Genomic DNA, 21,306 nt, shown 5'->3' on the forward strand with positions numbered 1-21,306 from the left:
GCATCTGGCCCCGCCCCGATCGGCGTGAGGGATATTCAACTCCCGTTGACCGAACCGCAGTACGGTGTCGGACAAGCCAAGCGGTATATCGGGTATACGGGCAGGTGCTCATGACCACGCGCACGCCGAACGACAAGCTCCGTGACCTCGTCGCCGAATCTGGCTGGACCTACGAGGCACTGGCCAAAGCGGTCCGCACGGTGGCAGGCGAATGCGGTGTCACCCTGCGGACCAACAAGTCCGCCGTCGAGCACTGGATCGCCGGAGCCAGGCCGCGCGCCGACACCGGCCGCTACCTGGCCGTAGCTCTGTCCCGCCGCGTTGGCCGCATCCTGACGCCCGCCGACCTCGGGCTGGCCACCGTCGGCGAGGACGGGCATGACAGCATCGGACTGACCCTCGGGGCCGACCCGATCGACTCCTTAATTCCGATGTGGAGGTACGAGTTGGACCGTCGCCGCTTCGTCACAACCTCCGCCTACTCGGTGGCTGCCGCCGCCCTGCCGCTCTCCTACGTCAGCGACATCGCCGTCCGCACCGCTGCCGCCCGCACCGGCCAGACCATTGGCATGGCCGAGGTCGCCGCCGTCCGCGACATGATCACCGCGTTCTCTGAGATGGACGAACGCCACGGCGGACAGCACGGCCGCAGCGCGCTGGTCACCTATCTGCGGGACGATGTAGCTCCGCTGTGCCGGGGCCGTTTCCGCAGCGCCGAGGTCCGCCAGCACATGCTGTCGGCCGCGAGCCGGGGCGTGCACCTGCTCGGCTGGAAGTCCTATGACGCCGGTCAGCAAGGACTCGCCCAGCGCTACTACCTCCAGTCGTACGCCCTCGCCACGGAGTCCGGTATCACCGGCCACGACGGATTCGTGATGCGCACGATGGCCATGCAGGGCCTCAAGCTCCACCGGCCCGAGCACTGCCAGGGCCTCGCGGAGACCGGCCTGAACCGAGCGAAGGGCAAGGTCGACGCCCAGACCGAGGCCCTGTTCCGAGTCGTCCATGCCCACACCCTGGCCAAGACCGGGCTCCGGCAGGCCGCCCTCGCCGAAGCTGAGCAAGCCCGTGTCCTGCTGGCTGCTGCCCCGGGTGACGACGTGCCCTTCTGGGCCCTGACCTGGGGCCCGCCCGCCGCGTCCGTGTACTCCCGCACCGCGAAGGTCTACGAAACCCTCGGCGACCACCGGGCCGCCGCCAACGAATACGCCCGCGCCGCCGCCACGCGCCCCGCCGGAACCTACGCCCGCATCGTCGCCCTCGACCTGGTGGCCGGTGCAGAGATGCAACTGAAGCGCGGCAGCATCGAGCAGGCGTGCTCGACCTGGGGCCAGGCGATGGACCACATGGACGGCGTCCGGTCCGTCCGCACCCGCAAGGCTGTCAAGAACATGCGCGGCAACCTCGCCCCGTTCAAGACCCGTGGCCTGCGGTGCGCGGCCGAACTCGATGAACGTGCCATCGACTTCCTCGCAGCCGTCTAACTCAGGCAGGTGACAGACAGCACCGCAGCTGGCCAGACACTTATCGCCGCCTCGAGGCCGTGGGGCGACGGATGCTTCAGATCCACCGTGTTGACATCGCAGCAGGAATAACCGACCGGGCACTTCTGGGCGACTGGGTCACCTGAAGTGCCCGCCTATCCTGGTCGTCACACACCGGGTCTCACCCCCTCGCAAATCCGACACCGCGCGCCCCCAATGAACGCGACACGTCCAGGAGCGGAACGACCGTGCGCTTGAGCGGCATGGTGAGCGAGAAGCCGCGCCAGCTGCCGTCGAGGGTGCCTAGGAAGCGTGGCAGGTCTGGGGGACTGCATTGGTGGCAGGTCCAGGGCAGCCCCATTGCGGTGTAGGCCGCCTGGTGCAGGACGGGCGACAGGGCGCCGTCGACTGGTGAACCGAGCAGGGCCAGCCGTGTCATCGGGCGTGGTGGAGCATCGCGGCAACTCCTTCGTCGCTGCCTTGGTAGGCGATGCCGCGCAGCACGGCGACGGGGGCGCCGCGCCCGCGTTGTCCGAGGATCAGGCCGGCTGCTGCGGCCACCAGGTCGGTCATCGTCTCCTCCTGCCGCTTGGTCTTCTGGCCGGGCTCGGTGTGCTCGGTGACGCGCAGGGGTGCGATGCCGGCAGCGCCGATGCTGATGACGGTGGCGCCGCGCCGGTCCGCGCGTCCGTCGGAGTCGGCGATCACCACGGCGACGGTGGCGCCGCTGAAGGCAGTGATCGCGTCGCGCAGTGCGCGGGCGGACGCGTCGGGGTCCTTGGGAAGCAGCCACGCACCGTCGGCCCCGGCCCGGTCAATGCCGGCCGACGTCAGCTGATACCCGAGGTGGTGTCGGGCGATGATCGGCCCGCGGGGGCCGGCCACGAAGTGCTCCCGGGATTCGCCGAGGATCAGTTCCACGATCTCGGCCGGCTTCCCGGTGCGCGCGGACAAGTCGAGAGCGGCCGGGCTGGGGGTCACGCCCGCGAGATCGACGAACCGGCTCTCAGCGATCGAGACGACCTTCGAGGCGACGACGATCACGTCTCCGTCCTGGAGCTTCGTTGCCTGGTGGGCCAGGACCCCTGTGATCACGGACGGGAGGTCGTCACCGCGGGCGATGGTGGGGAAGGGCTCCAGGGCGAACGCGAAGAAGGCGCCGGTCGGGGTGCTCATGAGATGCGGCTCCGTGCGGTGTGGTCGGTCAGAGCGCCGAACAGTCGGGTGTGGGTGGTGGCGAGTACCGCCGCTCTCTCGCTCGGCGGGGTCGCGGCGGTGAGCCAGGTGCGGACGCGGTGGACGTAGTGCGGCCACAATCGGCGGGCCGCCTTGTGAGGGGCGGCGCCGTTGCTGACGATGTGCCAGGCGTCGGCTACAGCCACCGGCCACGGATACGCATCGTATCGAGGGTCCGGGGGTGTGAGCTCATCGAGCGTGGCCAGCATCGCGGCGTGGCGGCCTGGGTCGAGGTTGCGGTGAGGGGCGATAGGACGGGGCGCTCGCGGCCGGCGCAAGTCGGTGGGGCCAGTTGGCGGTGGGGGCCAGGAGGACCTGCACGGCCTGGTCGTAGATCTGTGGCAGGTGGAAAAACGATGCGGCGTGCGCCTTCGGGTGGTGCACGGCGACGGAGGTGAGGCGGCCAGTGGGGGCGGCGGTCAGCGAGAGGAAGGCGTCGATGCCGTATCCGTCAACAGCCGTGCGTAGTTGGGGGTCCAGCCTGTCGGCGGCGGTCCGTACGGCGCGGGCCGAGAGGGCCAGGTCGCCGGCGAGGGGCTGGGGGACGTCGTGTCCGGTGGTGGCGGCGATCAGTGGGCGGGCCAGGTTTGAGGTCAGCTTCGCCTCGTCCCAGTAGCGCGGGTAGACGGCGATGGCGTACTCGTGTTCTCCGTGTGTGAGGAGCTCGCGGTAGAGGGCTGGGTCGGGGTTGCGGGTGTCGGTGTCCGCAATGAGGACGGGTCCGTCCGTGTTGGGCAGGTTCGCGAGCGCTGCCAGATCTGGGCGCCCATACCCCGGGGGAGGCTGGTGAGGCTGATCTTGCGGGCCCTGGTGGGGGTGGCGGTGAACTGGTCACCGGTCGTCGAGCAGTTGGAGGAGTCGGCGTGGATGACGACCACGCGCGGGTCGCTCAGCGCGGTGTCGACAGCTGTGGTGACGGCGGTGATGGTGGCGGGTTCGTCGCGGCTGGGCAGGATCGCGGCGGGCGTCTGCGTCACACGTACTCCCCTGTGATGAGATCGGCGGCGATCTGCGGATCAGGGGCGTAGAGGTAGGAGTACGGGTGTTGTTGGAGGCGAACGATCAGGTGGGCGCGCCAGCGGGCCAGCGGGACGGTGTCCAGCGGCCAGACGGGTCCGTACGGTGTTCCGCTGGGGCCGGTCAGCGGGGTGGGGAGGCCGCTGATGTACCGGGCGAGGGCTTCGTGGAGGCGGAGTTGTTCGTTCGCGGAGAACCTTCGGCGCGTCGAATCACCAACGTGATCACCTGCGCCGCCGGCAATCACTCCAGTGACGATGGGAACACGCTTTGAGCCCTCTCCGTCCGCGGCTTACTGCCGAGCTGTGCGCACGCATGGCCGAAGACCAGCGCATTCGAATGCTGTCCGATGACGAGCGGCCACCGGACTACGTCGATCAGTGGCGCGCCGTCGACGCCGACAACACGGCCGCGCTCTCGCGCATCGTCGATGAATACGGATGGCCAGGATTCGCCCTGGTGGGAGAAAAGGCCGCCACAGCCGCCTGGTTGCTTGCCCAACACGCGGATGCCAATCCGGTCTTCCAGCACCGAGCCCTCAATCTCCTGGCCGCAGCCGTCGACGCGGGCGATGCCGACCCGGCCCACTTGGCTCTCCTCACCGACCGGTGCCGCGTCAGCGAAGGACTCCCTCAGGTGTACGGCAGCCAGTACGTCCGGGATACCGACGGACAGTGGCGGATGCACCCTGTAGAAGATCTGGAGCACCTCGACTCGCGCCGAGCCGCTGTCGGCCTCGAGCCGCAGGCCGAGAATGAAGCCCGGATCCGTGCCGCATACGGCGAGTAGCTCATCTCGACGCGGGGCTGCCGCCTTCATCGGCTCGGCGCAGCCCGCGCTTCCGATCGCGACGCCGCCGGGGCTACGGGACCGCTTCCCACTCCCAGGGGCGAGGCCCGCGCTGGCCCCGTACACATGCGATCCGGTACCGGGCCTGTTCGGCAACCACCGGGTTACCTTCGGATAGCAGAACAGCGATGGAGACCTGGCGAAGCTCACGTGTGCCAAGAAGCACCGGATAGCCGTCCCAGGTCCTCACGTCGTATCCGTACGCGCGGCAGAAGGCCAGATACTCGCCGCGGGAGATCGAGCCAAACGTGTCGAGCGTGCCAGCCGTCGAGGTCAGATCCCATTCCGGCTGGCCGACAGAGGCGCGCTCGAAATCCATCAGAATGGGCTTTCTGTTGGCGATGACGGCGACGTTGCCTCGCCAGGCATCGCCATGAACGATGCACCGGGGATGCCCAGTTGGCAGGTTGGCCCAAGCCGCCTGAAGCTCGGCAAGTCGAGCCAGCAGCCAGGCGCGATCGTCGTCCGGGAGACTACGGGCCTGGGATAGCCGGGTCTCGATGCGTACGAAGGGATCGAGCTCACCAATCTCAAAGGCGGGGATGGGAAGGCCGTGCAGTCCGCGAAGGAGCGGAGCCAGGTCCGCGGTACGGCCCTGCCGATGAGGGGGAAGCTCCTGCCAAAAGGTCACCGCTCGCTCGCCAACGTAGACGGGCTGCTGCAGGGCGAGCGGCACCACAGCGGGCACATCGCGTTCAGCAAGCCATCGCGTGATGGCGATCTCCCGCCGTGCCGCGGCCTGTTGTCCAGCGCGAGTGATGCGGGCGACGACGCCTCTAGGCAAGCGCCACAACTCGTTCTCGCTCAAGCGAATCACCTCCGCTCCGCGAGTCGACAGATCCGCCTTGGCGGCTGCTGCCTCGAGGACGGTGCGCGATGCCTCAGTACGGCTTTGGGTCATGAGAGGACGGTAGTGGTGATCCGCTCGATCAGCTCGGCCACCTCTGGCTTCTCTCCATGGACCTGGGCGAGGTCGACCAGCTCCTGCACATCGTCGGCGGTCCGCCTGGACCGTACTCGGCCAGCATCCTCCATGGCACGGTGAGCGATCGCCACCGCCTCCTGCGGATCCCCGGTTGCCATGGTGAGCGAGGCGAGCTTGGTCCCAGAGATCGCACGCGAGCGAACAAATCTCGGCGCGTGCCCGTCGATGGCGATTCGGAACCGCTCGGCTGCACGACGGGGCGAACGCCCGGCCAAGAGTGCGAGGTCATATAGGGAATGTGCCGTGTCTCCGTGGTGCTGAGCCCCGTCGTAGTACCGCATCCAGACGACGTCTTCGTCGTCACGTGCGTCTGCGAACACGTCGTCGGAGTGGCCCACGGCGGCAAGTGTCTCCTGCACCCTTTCCATCTTGGCGAGAGCCCGTGCTCGCGCGTTGTGCAGCATCGCCTGCTCTCGGTGCGTCAGCAGGTCGGACCGGACGAGACCATGTTCAGCGAGTGTGAGACCAGCATCAGGCGCCCCGCACCATGTTGCCTGCCGTGAAAGCCAGTTCAGTGACGTAGCCCGGAGATGCCAGTCGCCGCTGGCCTCCGCACAAGCCGTGCCGAACTCCAACAGCCCACGTGCCTCATCGTGTTCGTAGGCGTCGAACGCAGATGCGCCGAGGGCCGTGGCCAGTCTCCCGACTGCGGTGAACAGCGGCCCCTCCAACTCCGGAGGTCGGTTCACCCTCAAGAGCCCGGCGGCCCACTTCAGCTGGCTGATGGCGGTCTCGCGGGCAAGTCCCCCGCCACCTGCCAGGTTGTCCGCCTTCGCAAAGGAGGTGGAGGCCAGTCGAACCTCTTCGACGTCCTGCAGCCGAACCGAACTGGGGAGTGGGGTGCTCGCCAGTTCGGGCACCCGATCCGTCAGCGAGGCAGCTGCCAGAACAGCGACGCCGCCCAAGGCAAGGAAGGATCGGCGCTCGAAGGGCGGCAAGCGACGATCGTAGAGAGCGGGAGCCGCCGGCTCGCTCCTATCGACGGTTCCTACTGTGGGAAGCTCGTCGACCGTACACGCCTTGTCCGATTCAAGACGCCGCCGTTCCAAGTCCTTCTCGACCCGGGCCCACAGCCGGCGCAAGGCACCACCGGCGTTCAAGGTGTCGTCAAGGGCCGCGGCCAGCTGCGGGTTGCAGAGTCTGTCTGCCTTCTCGATCTTCCCGATGTAGTTGCCGCTGACGTGCACCTTAAGCCCGAGGGCGTCCTGCGTGAGTCGCCGCTCCGTACGCCAGTTCCGTAGCTCGACGCCGAACCAGCCGAGCATCGACTCGCTGTCATCCAGCGGCTTCGGCTGACGCGCCACGGCCTCGCCTCCCCACTCCGGAATCGGACAAGATGCCGCGACACGCGACTGTCCGATTGCCCCTATGGATCCCGGCACTCCGGTACCGGCTGAATAGTCTCACCATTTCAATACCCCACCGGGCAGCCGAAGTTCTTCGGTTCCGCTCACGACGGCCCCGGGAGGACTCCGATGCGCTACGCCGTGCCCGACGCGGCTCGGTGCATCGGCATGCCCCGAAGGGACAACACGTCGTCGGCCCAGCACCTCCCAAGGAAGTGCCGGGCCGACGACGCAAGCGATGACCGACTAGAACCGTGGCTGAGCGAACGCGCCGGCCTTCACTCCGGTAGTGAAGGCCGCCCATGCTTCGTCCTGGAAGAGAAACACGGGGCCAGCCGGGATCTTGGAGTCACGTACAGCCATGATGCCGTCCAGCAGACGGGCCCCCTCGACGCAAGCGCCTCCCTGAGCGTCGCTGTAGCTGGACTTGAACCACATGACATTGGGCGGGACTGCAGCCCGGATGTGCATCTAATACTCCTTGCGTACTTTCTCGATCATGCTCAGGGACTCGTCGTGCCCCAGAGACATCGCAGCGAGGTTACGGAAGGCGCTCTCGCTCCATTCAACGTCATCCTCTTTGCTGGTTACGGCTGTTGTGACCAGGTTCTCCAGATAGACGATGGGCTTGATCACGGGGTCTGGGAACTCAAGGACGATGAACGGGCCGCCCATGCAGGGGTGACTCCCAGCGCTGAAAGGCACGACCTGGAGTGTCACGTTGGGAAGCTGAGCGACCTCCAGCATGTGCGTGAGCTGCCTCTCCATTACTTCAGGACTCCCCACGACTCGCCGCAGTACCGCCTCATTCACGATCGCAGCGAGCTTCAGAGGCCGATCCTTGCGGGTGAGAATTTCTTGACGCGTCAAGCGCATAGCGATGCGGCGCTGCACCTCGTCCTCCGGCAGCCTCTGGTACGCCGTGGCGTGGAGGGTGCGCACATAGCCCTCGGTCTGCAGAAGCCCTGGGACAAACTCCGACTGGTATTCGTGCAGTTCGGCGGCAATGGCTTCAAGACCGATGAACGCGTCGAAGCCGGGTCGCATGACCGGCCGGTACTGCGGCGACTGCCACCAGTCCTTCTTCGTCTTCGTGACGAACGCGTAGCCCTCCAGCCGCGACGCGGTCTCCGCGTCCGCCTCGTACAACTGACACAGGACACGTACGTCCATGGGCTCGACTGGCTTACTTCCGCTCTCAATGCGCGTGATCTTCGCTGGCGACCACGCGGTGAGGGTCGCGACCTGCTGCCCCACGAGCCCCCTCCCCTTGCGGAGCTTGCGCAGTTCAATGCCCAGGTAGAGCCGACACAGAGCCGGCGATGCCGCCTCGATGTCTCCCGCCACTGTGAACCTCCCCTACCGGTTTCCCCCAGTCTCTCGGTGCATCGCTGCAGTTGGCAACGCGCGTATGCGCGCCGACGCCCTGGATACCTAGCGCTTCACGGCAACTCGACGGCTGCGAACGTCAGTTCATCCTGCACCTCCGTGCATGAAATTTCATAGACAGGGTTTCATAGTGAAAAATCATGTGCCATCCTTGCGTAGCGATCCTGCACGCTGAGCACGTACCGGACGACGGTGCGTGATGACGGCGCGAGCGGAGCAACCGTCCACGACCTGCGATAAGGACTGGCGATGCACCCCACAGCGAAGCCGATCAGAGCCCTCCCCTCCATGAACGTCAGCCGGTTACGCGTGCTGGCGTCGGGGCTGGTCGGCGAGGTTCGGGGTGAGCTGTACGCCACCATCCGCAGGTCCGTCCCGGACCGGTTGTCCCCTCTCTTGCAGGGCTGCGTCGACCCCATGCGCATGGAGCTGCCTGCGGTCTCCGGCCTGCCGTTGGTGTTCCGCGACTGCGTCCATCGCAGACAGGGGCTGAGCCGTCGGTCGATAAGGGCGGTATTGGAGGCGTACTCCTGTGCGCGCCAGTCGCCGCGGTCCCAGCCCCGACCTCAGTCTCGCGAGAATCGAAGCCAGGGAACTGCTGTGCTGCTGGGATTCTCCGTGGCCAGGTGGACCTGGAGGCGGGCATGAGGCTCGCCGCACGGGAGCAGGAATCTCGCACCATGCACGCGAACTTCCCCGCATTGGGGAAACACGCTGGTGACGTCAGGCGGCTGCTGATGAAGCATCTCGCCAGGTGGGACTGGCTGGACGTGATCAACGACACGCTACTCGTGGCCAACGAGGTCTTCGTGAATGCCGTGGAGCACGGCAGCCAGCGCGAGACCGACACCGTATCGGTGGAGGTCGACTGCACAGCGGACACACTTCGCGTCGCCATCACCGACTCGTCACGCTCGCTGCCGAGACCTCGGGTAGCTAGTGGCTTCGCCGTCGGTGGGCGCGGCCTGGCACTCGTCGAGGCGCTCAGCGACCGGTGGGGCGCTGATCTCACTCAAGACGGCAGCGGCAAACAGGTGTGGTTCACGCTGTCGCACTCCAGCACCCCGTAAATCACCGTCAGCACACGGCCCTACTCATCCTCCCCGATCGAGATCACGATGCCTCATCCATTACCAGTTTCCTCGTCCCCTTCCCAAAACCCAGAGTCGACCGGTGGGTGCGACAGGACGGCTCCGCCTCAACAACCCATCGCAGTGCGGACGTTCAGTCCTCACGCTGACCCGAACAGCGGGACGTCCCAGGACGTCCCGACCGGGTCCTGCGGGGCGGTACCGGTGTCTCCGCGCTCCTTGGACGATTCCCATGTAGCACGCCGCGGCGTGCCTCACCTGGACGAACCGCCCTTGTCGGCGAGTGGCGGCTCGAACTGCCTCGGCGGCTCCCTTGTGGGTGCCGTCGAGGCAGAGCACCACCCCTCGCCAGCCTCGGTTCCAGACGATGGAGTTGCCCCGATGCCTCGCACCACGACCTCAGCCACTAGAACGAGCGGTGAGCAGGCGTGCAATGTGTCCTGGCCGGAGGGTCCTCTCCCTGAACTCGCCGGCGACCTGAGAGCCGTTCTGTCGACCTTCGCGTCCGAACCACCGCACCTCGCGTCGCAAGCAGCCTTTCTCCGTGACGTGACCGAACAGGTCTTCGCTGGGAACGCCTCCCTTAGCGAGGACCCGGACGAGCGCCACCACCAGCTGCTCCTCATGCGGGGGCATCTGATGACGTTGCTCGCAGCGGCACGTCCGGTCGACGAGAACGACCGATCTTTTGACGAGGATGAGCTGGTCGTACGCGTACGTGCCCTGCTTGGTGAGGAAATTCCCGGAGACTCCGTGGGTTCGGCGTCGTTGCACCGGGACATGGCCAAGGCCGCGCAGGATCTACTCGCCGCCCTTCCTGACACCGATGTCTCTGACGAGGTTGCCGTGGTCTGGGGCAGAACGGTGCACGCTGGGTTCGACTCGACGCGCATCCGTGAAGGCATCCGGACGGCGAAGTCCTGGAAGCAGGCAGGGGTGTACCCGCACCCCCGCACTCTCGCGGTCGTCACGCGAGCTCTCAGCGGCTATGTCACATCGCTCGTCCCGTACGTCTCGATCCACCTGGACACGCTCACCGTCGGGAGCCAGGCACGGGTCTCGTGCCGTAAGGCGATCGAGCGCTCGCAAGAGGCGCGCGATGCTGCCCCGGGCGAGGGTCTGAAGGCTGCGAAAGACCGCGCATTCCGCCTCGCGGTCCACACAGAAGTGCTCCTTCGCTACGCGGAGCAGCACAGCGAGCAGAGCGGGGTGTGACATGACCCGGTCCTATCTCGGTGCTCACCCTGAGCGGATTCGCCGTACTTCTGTTTCTCCACCAACGCAGGAAACACGCCCGGTGGACGGGCCAGCTCCGGGTCGTATCCGGCGTGGCCTGCGGCAGGCGCGCACGCACGGCGGCGCCCTCTTTCTCGCTGCCGCCATCAGCCTGCCCACCCTGTGCATCCTCACCGATCTCGCCCTGCAGCTCTACGCCGGGTCGTAGTTCACGCCCCGAACCGAACGACCGGGGGAATGCAGGGACCCCGCTGAGACGAAGACCGTGCCGCACCAGAACGCCAAAGGAGTATGACCATGCCGGCCCCGGACCGGACCATCACGCAGCCGCTTTCCCCTCAGGAACGGGAGGCCCTGCTGGGCATCGCGCAGGGAAAGACGACCGCGGAGACGGCAGCTGACATGGGCGTGTCCGAGAGCACCGTCAAGACGTACGTCCTCCGGATCGGCGGGAAACTTGGCGTCCTGGAACGCGCCGCCATGGTGGAACTCGCCTACCGGCACCACCACCTGGACGTCCCTGTGCCCTTGGATCACATGGTCCATCTGTCTGTTGAACAGCGCTCGGTCCTGGAAAGGCTCGCAGGTGACAAGACCGTCGAGCAGATTGCGGCCGGCGAGCGGCGCCCGCTGGCCGACGTGCGCAAGGACGCTCGGCGCATGCTGCGAGCGCTGGGCGCCTCCTCGGCCGCGCATGCGGTCACGCGGGGCTGGCAGCTCAGTCTCCTCGGTCCTACGGCCGACCCTGATGCGTCCCGAGCCGTCGCTGCCGTGGCAGGAACGGCATGAAAACCCACGTGGAGGCTGGCAGTCTGCGGCCGAGCAGCGGCGGTGTCCACCAGCACGGGGGCGACGGGTTCACCTGCGACCGCCGTCAGGACTTCGCGCCCGCCGTGATCCGCACCCACCGTGGTGGTCGCTGGCGCAGGGTGGATCGGCGTAAGAACGCTGGCGAGTGGGGGAAGTTCGTCCATCGCGCCGAGATGGTCGTCCTCGATATTGATGACGGTCAGGAGGGCGGCCCCGGCATCGTTACGGGCGTGATCCCTGCAGAGCAGGATGTCGCCGCGCGTCTGGCCGCGCTCGCTCCAGCGCCGGGGATGGCCATCGCCGAGATCGGAGCGGACTGCGGTTGGACGGCGGCCTTGCTGGACCATCACCTCCAGGGCGGTCGAGTCGTCACGGTCGCAGACACCGAGCGCCTCGCCGATGTCGCACGGCAGGGCCTGGAACGCTACCCGCAGGTGCAGGTGCTGCGCGGACTGGAGGCCGGGGCTCTGGGGCCTGCGGGATCGTTCGACGGGCTCCTTTCCCATCGCGCCGTAAGCCGTGTTCCGTGGGGATGGGTCACCCGAGTTCGCCCAGGTGGCCGGCTGTGTCTACCGCTCCGCACTGGCCTCGGCGGCTCCAGCACGCTGCTCACCTTGAGGGTGGCGCGGGACGGACTGTCGGCCAGTGGTCGTTTCCTTGCCGGACCGGCTCCGCAGGCGTTGTGGCTGCGCGAGCAGCGCCCCGGCGAAGGGACTCCCATCGATTCACAGGAGTCCCCGCGGGCCTCGGCGGCCCAGGGCGCGACGCGGGCGCCGCTATGGCCCGCGGCGCGACTGTTCGCCGGTCTCCTTCGTCCAGACCTGCGGATGCAGGTAGTGCGTGGTACCGCGCAGTTTGAAGGGGAGGTCGCCGACCGTCTCCGGATTCATGACCATCAGGCGTCGCGGGCAGTGGTCTTCCTCTGCGGCCCCGGCAGCGTCTACGAGTGGGGGCCACGTCATCTCGGCACCGTCTTGTTCGACGCGCTCACTCAATGGCATGCGGCCGGGGAACCGGAGCTTCAGCAGCTGGGTGTGACGATCACGGAAACCGAACACACCCTGTGGCTGGGCGCACCCGACGGCCCGTCCTGGCACCTGCCCGCCGTCCCCACGCCCACCGACGGGGCGGAGCATCATGCGACCTGACCACCCGATGCTCCTCACCCGCCCCGACGTACCCGATGTGATGCCGACCAACTCTCTGACTGGGCCGTCGAGCGCCCGGATCCGCAACTACCTTCTCGGCGGGCGGGACAACTACGCCAAGGACCGTGACGCGGCTCACCAAGCGGCCGACAAGCTGTCGCTCTTGGGGAGCGCCGTGCACCACGAGCGCATGTACGTGCTCTTGATGGTGCAGGCCCTGGCGATCGCCGGCATCAGGCAGCTGGTCGACTTCGGCTGCGGCATGCCCCACTCCCCCAACCCCGTGGACGTCATCACCCGCGTCCACCCGAACGCGCGCTCGGTGTGCATCGACAACGACGCCGTGGTCCACGCCCACACCAGCGCCCTGTTGAAGGCCGGCGCGCCAGCCGCGGTCGCACACCTGCGTGCCGACATCGGCGAGCCCGAGTCCGTCCTGGCGTCGCGAGAGACCCTGGAGACGATCAACTGGCGAGAACCCGTGATCCTGCTGTTCGGCAGCGTGCTCCACCACATCGACGACACACCCACTCGCCCCCTTACGGTGCTCGTCGACCAGTACAAGAAGGTCGCCGCCCCGGGCAGTGCCCTCGTGGTCACTCATGCCACGGCCGACTTCGCCGGCAAGCCCGCTCGTAAGGCGGCCAAGGCTATGACGGCCGCGGGCTGCCCTGTCTATCCGCGGACGAAAGAGCAAATCACCCCGTTGTTCGACGACTGGCGTCTGGTCGCCCCGGGACTGGCCGAGCCCCAGGTGATGGCCCTGGAACACCCGGTCCACCCGCAGGCCGCGTCGTACGCGGGCATGGCCCGGAAGGAGGCTGTGCATGGCTGAACTGTGCAAGCCGATGCCTGGCGCGTTCCTAGCGGTGACCATTCGGCAACTGGCCGTGCCCTCGGTAGACTTGATCACGTCCGGAAACGGACACCCGGGCGTCGCGGTCACTGACGCTGGACGTCATGTCTGCGCCCCCGGAGAACACTGTGCCCAAGCCCTTCACGCTTCACCGCGATCATCCGCCCGCTCCCGTGCGGCACTTGACCGCCGGCTCGTACGACACCGCGCCCGTGTTGCCGCAGCACCACCTCATTTCGGGTCGGCAGTGAGCGGGCTGACAAGCCCGACTCTCGGTGATGACGCGCGAGACGAGACCGAGTTCGTGCGCGCCGCGCTGCTCAACGGGTACGGGTTACACGCGGTGCAGGTGACGCGTGTGCGGGCCGGAACGGACACGGTCAACCACCGCGTCGTGCTCGACGACGAGCGGCAGGTCTTCGTCAAAGTGATGCGCCCGGGTACCGACGAACGGGATGTACGCGCAACGGTGCACCTGGCCTGCTTCGCCCGCAGCGGGGGCCTGCCGGTGCCCCGCATTTGGCTCGCCCGCGACGGTGTGCCTCTCGTCCACTACGACGACCGCGTCCTCACGGTGCAGGAGTACGTCGACGGTACGCCTGCCTCGACCGGGCCCCTCACCGTCGCGCAGGCCGAGGAGCTCGGACACGTGATCGGGCGCCTTCACCGCCGACTGGCCTGCTACCCGGGCACGCTGCCGGTCCTGTCCGCCCGCTGGTGGACTGCCGAGGGCAAGAGCCGGTTCGACAACGACTATCAGCAGCTTCGGCCAGCCCTCGCCCAGCACGGCAGCGAGACGGCCGCAGCCCATGGGGAGATGCTGGAGCAGCGGCGGGACGATCTGCTCATCCACGCTGCTGCCCTGCGCGCCGGCTTTCCTGCCGCACCTGCGCGTCAGCCGCTGCATGCCGATCTGACCACGCCCAACGTGCTGATGAATCGCGCCAACCACGTGGCGGCTGTGATCGACTTCTACGCCCGCACTGGCCCGGCGGCGTGGGAGGTCGGACGGATCGCCCTCGACCCGCGGACCGTGGCCAGCGAGACGAACTGGATGCCCGTCACCCTCGCGTTGATCGCCGCCTACCACGAGGAAAACCCATACCTTCCCGGCACGGACCTGGTCGCGAGCGTCCGCATCGCCCTGGTGCACGCGCTGCATTCGCTGTTCGGCCTGTACGAGCACTACGTCACCCCTGAGGCGTACGAGGTCGGCGACGCCCTTCGCTACTGGGAGCAGCGGCACATCATGACCCGCCGCGTGCTCACCCACCTGGACTTGCTGGAGGAGCAGATCCGAACAGCGGTGAACCGGTCCCAGCACGAGCGTCCGAGATAAGGACGAAAGTGCAGTTCCAGCCGATCTCCAGCAGCTATCCCACCCTGCGGCGCGTAGCCACCTTCAAGGGACGGCGACCTGGCTAGCGTCGCAGCCGACCACAGACCAGGGCGCAGGTCAGCCCGCGCAGTTGCGCAAGACACCACGTAAGGAACCCCTCTATGACCGATGTGACCGTGGACCCCGACGAGGCCACCCAGCTCCGCAGTAGGGTCGTCGACCAGCTCAAGGAGGACGGCACGATCGTGTCGCCCGCGGTCGAGGCAGCCATGCGCAAGGTGCCCCGGCACCTTGCCGTACCGGAGGCGTCGCTGGAGGACGCATACAGCACGTACAACGCCGTGATCACGCAGGAGGACGAGCACGGCAATCACACCAGCTCGGTGTCCGCTCCCCAAATTCAGGCGATGCAGCTGGAGCAGGCAGGCATCCGCCCCGGCGCCAACGTGCTGGAGATCGGCACCAACGGGCCGAACGCTGCCTACCTCGCGGAACTGGTGGGCCCCACCGGTCAGGTCACCACCGTCGACATCGAACCCGCGCCCGCCGACCGAGCCAAGCGGTTCCTCAGCGAGACCGGCTACACGGGCGTCAACGTCGTCGTCGCCGACGCCGAGAACGGCCTTCCCGAGCACGCCCCCTACGACGCGATCGTGGTGACGGTCGGCGCCTGGGACATCCCGCCCGCCTGGATCGACCAGCTCAAGGACGACGGTCGGCTCGTCGTGCCGCTCCGCATCAACGGCCTGACCCGCACCTACGGGTTCGTCCGGCAGGCTGACCACCTCGTCGCCACCAGCGCCCACGTCTGCGGTTTCGTGGCGGCACAGGGCGCCGGCTCCCACACACAGCAGGTCATGCAGCTCCCCGGAGAGGAGGGCGTCACGCTGCGCTTCGACGAGGGCTTGCCCGCCAACCCCTCTCTGCTGGACGGCGTCCTGAACAGCGCCCGCGCCGAGACGTGGACCGGGGTGATCGTCGCCAGCCAGGAGCCCATCGGCACCCCTCCAGATGTACCTGTCCACGCAGGTCCCGACGTACTGCTTCATGTCCACCAACCCCGAGTTGACCACCGGCAAGATCGGCCCCACGGGCAGCAGCTGGTCCATGGTCACCATCGACGGGCCGCACTTCGCCTACACCGTCGTGCGCCGCGACACCGAGAAGAAGACCGCAGAGTACGGCGTCCACGCCTTCGGGCCCGACGCGGCCGAGTTCGCTGAGCGAATCGCCGACATCCTCCGCACCTGGGGCGAAAAGGTCCGCGGCGCTGACGGCCCGCGCATCGCCGTCTACCCGGCGGGCACGCCCGATGACCGGATCACCGGCGACCGGATCATCGACAAGAGGCACAGCCGGATTTCGATCTCCTGGCATCCGGCGTAGCCGCTGGGTGCCAGGACGTCCTGCAACATCCGACCAGCAACATCCCACTGAACAGGAGGACTTGCTGTGACATCTGCTGTGACGACGTCTCGGCCCGCGCATGTGGCGGCGGTGTCGGGAGATCCCTTCGATCTGGACGTCATCGTCGTCGAATCCAGCCAACTGGTCGGCACGGTGGCCGCTTCTGATGGCGGCTGCCAGGCCACGTGCGGCAGCGGCGCCTGTACCTCCAGCGGCGCCTGATCACCCCACCAGACCCCCGACACGGTGACCCAGCCGTGCCGGATGCCCGCCAACAGGCGGCACACACAGCAACTTTGACCGCACAGCCTCAGAAGGAGACACGCACATGGAGACCGACGAGTTCGACCTCGACATCAGCGTCCTGGAGTCCGGCGACGGCTCGGCCACGCTGGTCAACCTCACCGACGACGGCTGTGGCAGCACCTGCTCCAGCCCGTGCGCCACCGCCGTCGCCTGAGCACCCTCCGTGGATCGACGAGTAGGGAGACCCACATGGAGGCAAGCACGGTCAAGCAGCAGGCTAGCCCGCCTGCTGCACCGGTCGGTGACCCGTTCGACCTGGACATCAGCGTCCTGGAGTCCGGCGATGGGTCCGCCGTCCTGATCAACCTGACCGACGACGGCTGCAAGCCCACCTGCAAGGGGTCCTGCGCCACCAACGTGGCCTGACCCCGTCGCATCAACCGGTGCCGGTCCGCACAATGCGGGTTCGTCGTGCGGGCCGGCACCGCACGGACACGGAACAGGAAGGGCTCATGAACTCGAGGCATGAGGTGCTCTACCAGTGCGCGGACGTGGTACTCGTCAGGGTCGCCCGCCACACGCGGTTGCCGCTGCCACCGTGGCCGGACGTCACTGGCGACTCTCCGGGCCAAGTGCAGCAGTGGCTTACGTGGCTCCGTGCGGTGTGGGCCCTCGACGAGGTCTCGGATGCCGTTGAGCAGGCCAGTCCCTCGCTCGCACGACACATGGAAGCACTGTGCGCGACGACCGCCGTCCCGCAGGCCCGACAGGTCCGCCGGACGCTGGTGTCGGTGATCCGGTATGTGCAACGGATGACCGGCCGCGCGACACCGAACGGCCTGTTCGCCGGGATCGCGCTGGCCACACTCGGGGAGCGACCGGACGTGCACTGGGGCCAGTGGCACCGGGCCGTGGCCCGCACGGACGCCGCCTGGATCACCGAGGTGATCCGTCGCCTGGAAGCGTGCCCCGAACTGCTACGACGTCTCCCCGTGGTGGCTAGCAACGCCTCGTTCGTCCGAGGGGACCGATTGATCGTCCCCTACCCTGCCGGGTCTCGAAGCACCGGCAAGCCGACGGCAGAGGTGTCAATCAGGTTCACCTCTGCGGTGCGGGCCGCTCTGGACGCTGCGCGATCCCCGATCAGGTACGACCTCCTCGCGGACAAGGTGCAAGCCGGGTTCTCCCAGGTTCCGGAGTCGCGGGTCAGGGAGCTGGTCACGAGCCTGATCCGGAACGGCGCACTCGTCAGCAGCCTGCACGCCCCTTCCGCCGTACTTGATCCTCTCGACCACCTCGTGCGGCAGATGGGCGCCGTCCGCGCCGACGACGTACCGCCCGTGGCGGACCTGCTCTCCGACCTGCGAGCGGTGCGCGACAGCGTGGCCCAGCACAACCAAGCCCTCTCGCCAATGGACGGACGGCGCCTGCGCCGCGCGCTCCGCCAGAAGATGACGGAGGTCGCCGCCGTAGATCACCCGGTGGCGCTGGACCTGCGCATGGACTGCTCGCTCGTGCTGCCCACCCAGGTCGCACGCGAGGCGGAGCGGGCGGCCACCGTATTGGCCCGCCTCACGCCAGCGCCGTTCGGCACACCTGGCTGGAAGGAGTACCACACCCGCTTCTTCGAGAAGTACGGCATCGGTTCCCTGGTGCCGCTGCGGGACGTGACAGACCCCGATGCCGGGCTCGGCTTCCCCGCCGGCTATATGGACGGCGAGCCGGAGGCGCGCGAGACGCTGTCCAAACGGGAGCAGCGGCTTCTTGGGCTCGCCCAGGCCGCCGCTCTTGAGGGCCGTGACGAGATCGTGCTGGACGAGGACCTGATCAGCCGCCTTCAGGTCGGGGACCAGGACGGCATGCAGGTACCGCCGCATATGGAGGTCTGCTTTCACGTCGAGGCTGCTTCCGCCGACGCCCTCGCCCGCGGTGATTTCACGCTCTGCGCGATCCACCCGTCCCGCGGCATCGGCACCACGAGCGGCAGGTTCCTCGCGCTCTTGAACGCCGACGACCGAGCTCGCGCCGCTGCAGTGCTGGAAGGGCTCCCAGTCAACGCACCTGGGGCGCTGCCCGCGCAACTCTCCTTTGCCCCGCTTGACCGAGCGGACTCCAACGTCAGCCGCGTTCCCGAGATGCTGCCAGCCGTCATCAGCATGGCTGAGCACCGGACCACGGATGAACGCACCATCGATCTTGACGACCTGGCCGTCGGCTGCGATCGGCGCAGGCTCTACCTCGCCTCCCTCTCACGCAAGTGCCTGGTGGAACCGCACGTGGTGCACGCCCTGGACCTGAGGGCCCACACACCGCCCCTCGTCCGATTCCTCGCCGAGATCAGCCGCTCCCAGTCCGCCGTCGTCACCGACTTCTCGTGGGGAGCCGCCACAGCCCTGCCCTACCTCCCGCGCGTGCGATACGGGCGCGCTGTCCTCGCGCACGCCCGCTGGCTGATGCACGCCTGCGACGTACCCGACCAAGCCGCGTCATGGGACGAGTGGCACACGGCAGTTGGTCAGTGGCGCACGCAACGCCGCGTGCCCGAAACTGTTGCCCTGACCGAAGGCGATCAGCTTCTCCCGCTGGACCTCTCCGAAAGCGCCCACCGCGCCGTACTGCGCGCCCACCTCGCGACGGCCGAGACGGCCGTGCTGACGGAGACTTCCCCCGACGGAGGCGGTTGGTTCGCCGGCCGCGCCCACGAGATCGTCATCCCCATGACGGCCACCCGCGCCCCGCAGTGGCCAACGGTTCCCCCCGTCACCGCAGACCGCCTGCTCACCCGCGACCACGGACACCTACCCGGCACCAGCCCCTGGCTCCTGGTCAAGCTCTACGGACACCCGGAACGACACGCCGAGATCCTGTCCCAGCACCTACCCGGCCTCCTCGCCCACTGGGAGACCCCACCGACATGGTGGTTCATGCGCTACCAAGACCCTCGTCCGCACCTGCGGCTGCGGATCGCCATCCCCGCACCCACGAATGTGGGGCAGGCCGTCACGCGAATCAGCGACTGGGCCGCACATCTGCGCCGCGCCGGCCTCGTGAACGACATGCAGTTCGCTACCAACTACACCGAAACCGGGCGCTGGGGCACCGGGCCGCTGATGAGCCTCGCCGAAGACGTCTTCGCCGCCGACTCCCGTGCTCTCGCTGTGCAGTTCGCCCAGCCGAGCCGCCCACACCCGCGAGTCCTTGCCACAGCGAACTTCGTGTCCCTCGCCACCGCCTTCACCCGCAGCGTGGATGAAGCGATGGAGTGGCTGTCCAGATACGGGAAGATCACAGATCCGCGCCCCGTCGACCGGCAGGTCCTTCCCGAAGCGGTCCACCTGGCTGACCCGACCGACGACTGGGCGGCCTTGCGGGCTCGTGCCGGCGGGGAGGCCATCACTGCGGCCTGGGCGCAGCGAGACGAAGCCATCGCGCGGTATCGGTCCCGGCTGCGCGAATCCGACCTCGATCCCCACCTCGTGCTCGATTCGCTCCTGCACGCCCACCACATCCGGGCCACTGGCATCGACAGGGACGACGAGCGCATGTGCGTCCGGCTGGCCCGCGCCGTAGCCCTGGCCTGGACGGCACGGAGGGGGAACAACCATGGATCTGCGTGAGACCGCCCGCCTTGCGGCCGGAGCCATCGCCGACCGGCTCGCCTCCCCGGACGACGTGCGCGACCTCGACCTCAAGCAGGGCTGGTGGCCACAATCCCTCGCGTACGGCGCCGTCGGCGTAGCTCTGCTGCACATCGAGCGCGCCCGCGCCGAGCAGGGCCCTTGGCAGCGCGTACACGACTGGCTCGCCTGCGCGGTCGACGGCGGAGCCGTCGGCGGAGCGGACGCCCACCTCTACTACGGAGCGCCCGCGCTCGCCTTCACCCTCCACTCCGCCGCCGACCGCCCCGGACGGTACGCCCGCGCCCTGAGCACACTCGATACACACGTCACGAACCTCGTCCGCACGCGACTTCGCGCCGCCCACGACCGCATGGACCACGGCGAGTCCCCCGAGCTGGCGGAGTACGACACGATCCGCGGACTCAGCGGCCTGGGCGCGCTGCTGCTGCATCGCGGCACCAACCCCGATCTCCTGCGGAACGTCCTCACCTACCTGGTGCGGCTCACCGAGCCGGTCAAACACGACGGCGAACTCCTCCCCGGCTGGTGGAGCCACCTTGCCCCCTCTGGCAAACGTTCCCCTGACTACCCGGAGGGCCACGCCAACAACGGCGTGGCCCACGGCATTGCCGGCCCCCTCACACTCTTGGCCCTCACCGCCCGCCAGGGCATCACCGTGCCCAACCAGAACGAAGCGATCACACGCATCCTCAACTGGCTGGACCGATGGCAGCAGGACGGATCAGTCGGACCGTGGTGGCCGTACTGGATCACCCGCGACCAACTGCGGAACGGCAAACCCGGCCCCGGTCCCTCCCGCCCATCCTGGTGCTACGGCACCGCAGGCTTCGCACGTGCCCAGCAGCTCGCCGCCCTCGCCACCGGCGACACCCACCGCCAACACCTTGCCGAAACGGCCCTCCAGCAAGCCATGACCGACCCGGGCCAACGCAACGCCACCGTCGACCTATCCCTTTGCCACGGCTTCGCGGGACTCGCGCACATCACGCAACTCGCCGCCGCCGATGCGATCACCCCCGGCCTCACCGAATGCCTGCCCAGCCTGCTCGCGCCGATCACCGACACCGCCCCCGACGCCCTCGTCCACACGCTGTGCAGCCTGGCCGACGGCGGAGACATCGGACTCCTCGAAGGGGCCGCAGGCACGGCGCTCGCGCTCCACGCCTTCTCCATCGAAGGCCCCTCCCTGTCCGGCTGGGACAGCTGTTTCCTGACCAACTGACCTG

General features: G+C 67.9%; 23 protein-coding genes and 1 pseudogene. 16 read left to right on the forward strand and 8 right to left on the reverse strand.

The annotated features are described in order from the left end of the window. Nucleotides 1-110 precede the first annotated feature (110 nt). Nucleotides 111-1,484, forward strand: coding sequence for a hypothetical protein (locus AB0D57_RS29730; protein ID WP_362079633.1), 1,374 nt, complete (start codon nucleotides 111-113; stop codon nucleotides 1,482-1,484). A gap of 181 nt (nucleotides 1,485-1,665) precedes the next feature. On the opposite strand, the gene AB0D57_RS29735 is transcribed toward AB0D57_RS29730, so the two are convergent. The 3 genes from AB0D57_RS29735 to AB0D57_RS29745 are packed head-to-tail and all read right to left on the reverse strand — an operon-like array spanning nucleotide 1,666 to nucleotide 2,866. Then, a complete protein-coding gene (locus tag AB0D57_RS29735; protein WP_362079636.1) occupies nucleotides 1,666-1,923 on the reverse strand; it encodes a hypothetical protein in 258 nt (85 codons plus the stop codon). Beyond that, the gene (locus AB0D57_RS29740; protein WP_362079639.1) at nucleotides 1,920-2,660 is read right to left on the reverse strand and encodes a coenzyme F420-0:L-glutamate ligase; all 741 of its coding nucleotides are present in this window, start codon (nucleotides 2,658-2,660) and stop codon (nucleotides 1,920-1,922) included. Before AB0D57_RS29740 ends, AB0D57_RS29735 begins: the two co-directional genes overlap by 4 nt. Further along, the gene (locus AB0D57_RS29745) at nucleotides 2,657-2,866 is read right to left on the reverse strand and encodes a hypothetical protein (RefSeq protein WP_362079642.1); all 210 of its coding nucleotides are present in this window, start codon (nucleotides 2,864-2,866) and stop codon (nucleotides 2,657-2,659) included. Before AB0D57_RS29745 ends, AB0D57_RS29740 begins: the two co-directional genes overlap by 4 nt. Before the next feature lie 640 nt (nucleotides 2,867-3,506). Here AB0D57_RS29745 and AB0D57_RS29750 point away from each other — a divergent pair. Beyond that, nucleotides 3,507-3,713, forward strand: coding sequence for a hypothetical protein (locus AB0D57_RS29750; protein ID WP_351654710.1), 207 nt, complete (start codon nucleotides 3,507-3,509; stop codon nucleotides 3,711-3,713). Here the strand turns inward: AB0D57_RS29750 and AB0D57_RS29755 are convergent. Beyond that, nucleotides 3,694-3,984, reverse strand: a complete 291-nt coding sequence (locus AB0D57_RS29755) for a hypothetical protein (protein ID WP_362079646.1) — start codon at nucleotides 3,982-3,984, stop codon at nucleotides 3,694-3,696. The genes AB0D57_RS29750 and AB0D57_RS29755 overlap by 20 nt on opposite strands. A 23-nt stretch (nucleotides 3,985-4,007) precedes the next feature. Here AB0D57_RS29755 and AB0D57_RS29760 point away from each other — a divergent pair, with 23 nt between their 5' ends. After that, nucleotides 4,008-4,526 carry a DUF6624 domain-containing protein gene (locus AB0D57_RS29760; protein WP_362079649.1) on the forward strand — a complete coding sequence of 173 codons (519 nt, stop codon included), beginning with the start codon at nucleotides 4,008-4,010 and terminating at the stop codon, nucleotides 4,524-4,526. A 73-nt stretch (nucleotides 4,527-4,599) separates the two neighbouring features. On the opposite strand, the gene AB0D57_RS29765 is transcribed toward AB0D57_RS29760, so the two are convergent. The 4 genes from AB0D57_RS29765 to AB0D57_RS29780 all read right to left on the reverse strand — a co-directional run bounded on the left by AB0D57_RS29765 (nucleotide 4,600) and on the right by AB0D57_RS29780 (nucleotide 8,264). After that, nucleotides 4,600-5,487, reverse strand: coding sequence for an aminoglycoside phosphotransferase family protein (locus tag AB0D57_RS29765; RefSeq protein ID WP_362079652.1), 888 nt, complete (start codon nucleotides 5,485-5,487; stop codon nucleotides 4,600-4,602). After that, nucleotides 5,484-6,875 (reverse strand): helix-turn-helix transcriptional regulator, encoded by a 1,392-nt coding sequence (locus tag AB0D57_RS29770; RefSeq protein ID WP_362079655.1) that lies wholly within the window; start codon nucleotides 6,873-6,875, stop codon nucleotides 5,484-5,486. Before AB0D57_RS29770 ends, AB0D57_RS29765 begins: the two co-directional genes overlap by 4 nt. A 288-nt stretch (nucleotides 6,876-7,163) precedes the next feature. Continuing rightward, complete coding sequence (locus tag AB0D57_RS29775) at nucleotides 7,164-7,388, reverse strand: DUF397 domain-containing protein (RefSeq protein ID WP_362079658.1); 225 nt, start codon at nucleotides 7,386-7,388, stop codon at nucleotides 7,164-7,166. Further along, a complete protein-coding gene (locus AB0D57_RS29780; protein ID WP_362079661.1) occupies nucleotides 7,389-8,264 on the reverse strand; it encodes a helix-turn-helix transcriptional regulator in 876 nt (291 codons plus the stop codon). A gap of 686 nt (nucleotides 8,265-8,950) precedes the next feature. Between AB0D57_RS29780 and AB0D57_RS29785 the strand changes: the two genes are divergently transcribed. From AB0D57_RS29785 to AB0D57_RS29845, 13 genes and pseudogenes are all read left to right on the forward strand, one after another. Continuing rightward, on the forward strand, nucleotides 8,951-9,376 hold the full coding sequence (locus AB0D57_RS29785) for an ATP-binding protein (protein ID WP_362079664.1): 426 nt from the start codon (nucleotides 8,951-8,953) through the stop codon (nucleotides 9,374-9,376). A 570-nt stretch (nucleotides 9,377-9,946) separates the two neighbouring features. Continuing rightward, a complete protein-coding gene (locus tag AB0D57_RS29790; RefSeq protein ID WP_362079667.1) occupies nucleotides 9,947-10,612 on the forward strand; it encodes a DUF6415 family natural product biosynthesis protein in 666 nt (221 codons plus the stop codon). 82 nt (nucleotides 10,613-10,694) lie between these two features. Continuing rightward, entirely contained in the window at nucleotides 10,695-10,841 is a 147-nt protein-coding gene (locus AB0D57_RS29795) for a hypothetical protein (RefSeq protein ID WP_362079670.1), read from the forward strand. 89 nt (nucleotides 10,842-10,930) lie between these two features. Further along, nucleotides 10,931-11,422 (forward strand): helix-turn-helix transcriptional regulator, encoded by a 492-nt coding sequence (locus AB0D57_RS29800; RefSeq protein WP_362079673.1) that lies wholly within the window; start codon nucleotides 10,931-10,933, stop codon nucleotides 11,420-11,422. Continuing rightward, the gene (locus AB0D57_RS29805; RefSeq protein ID WP_362079676.1) at nucleotides 11,419-12,591 is read left to right on the forward strand and encodes a methyltransferase; all 1,173 of its coding nucleotides are present in this window, start codon (nucleotides 11,419-11,421) and stop codon (nucleotides 12,589-12,591) included. The genes AB0D57_RS29800 and AB0D57_RS29805 overlap by 4 nt, the downstream gene beginning before the upstream one ends. Then, nucleotides 12,581-13,426 carry an SAM-dependent methyltransferase gene (locus AB0D57_RS29810; RefSeq protein WP_362079679.1) on the forward strand — a complete coding sequence of 282 codons (846 nt, stop codon included), beginning with the start codon at nucleotides 12,581-12,583 and terminating at the stop codon, nucleotides 13,424-13,426. Before AB0D57_RS29805 ends, AB0D57_RS29810 begins: the two co-directional genes overlap by 11 nt. 268 nt (nucleotides 13,427-13,694) lie before the next feature. After that, entirely contained in the window at nucleotides 13,695-14,786 is a 1,092-nt protein-coding gene (locus AB0D57_RS29815) for a phosphotransferase (protein ID WP_362079682.1), read from the forward strand. A 161-nt stretch (nucleotides 14,787-14,947) separates the two neighbouring features. Continuing rightward, nucleotides 14,948-16,172: pseudogene (fxlM, locus tag AB0D57_RS29820) on the forward strand (methyltransferase, FxLD system). 66 nt (nucleotides 16,173-16,238) lie between these two features. Continuing rightward, complete coding sequence (gene fxlA / locus AB0D57_RS29825; RefSeq protein WP_351653217.1) at nucleotides 16,239-16,415, forward strand: FxLD family lanthipeptide; 177 nt, start codon at nucleotides 16,239-16,241, stop codon at nucleotides 16,413-16,415. A gap of 106 nt (nucleotides 16,416-16,521) precedes the next feature. Beyond that, complete coding sequence (locus AB0D57_RS29830; RefSeq protein ID WP_078935889.1) at nucleotides 16,522-16,653, forward strand: FxLD family lanthipeptide; 132 nt, start codon at nucleotides 16,522-16,524, stop codon at nucleotides 16,651-16,653. A gap of 35 nt (nucleotides 16,654-16,688) precedes the next feature. After that, on the forward strand, nucleotides 16,689-16,865 hold the full coding sequence (locus AB0D57_RS29835; protein ID WP_185006854.1) for an FxLD family lanthipeptide: 177 nt from the start codon (nucleotides 16,689-16,691) through the stop codon (nucleotides 16,863-16,865). An 86-nt stretch (nucleotides 16,866-16,951) separates the two neighbouring features. Next, nucleotides 16,952-20,056 carry a lantibiotic dehydratase gene (locus AB0D57_RS29840; RefSeq protein ID WP_362079688.1) on the forward strand — a complete coding sequence of 1,035 codons (3,105 nt, stop codon included), beginning with the start codon at nucleotides 16,952-16,954 and terminating at the stop codon, nucleotides 20,054-20,056. Next, entirely contained in the window at nucleotides 20,043-21,302 is a 1,260-nt protein-coding gene (locus AB0D57_RS29845; protein ID WP_362079691.1) for a lanthionine synthetase C family protein, read from the forward strand. The genes AB0D57_RS29840 and AB0D57_RS29845 overlap by 14 nt, the downstream gene beginning before the upstream one ends. Nucleotides 21,303-21,306: the final 4 nt, after the last annotated feature.

Origin of the sequence: Streptomyces sp. NPDC048275 (assembly GCF_040652275.1) — a bacterium.
Lineage (GTDB): Bacteria > Actinomycetota > Actinomycetes > Streptomycetales > Streptomycetaceae > Streptomyces.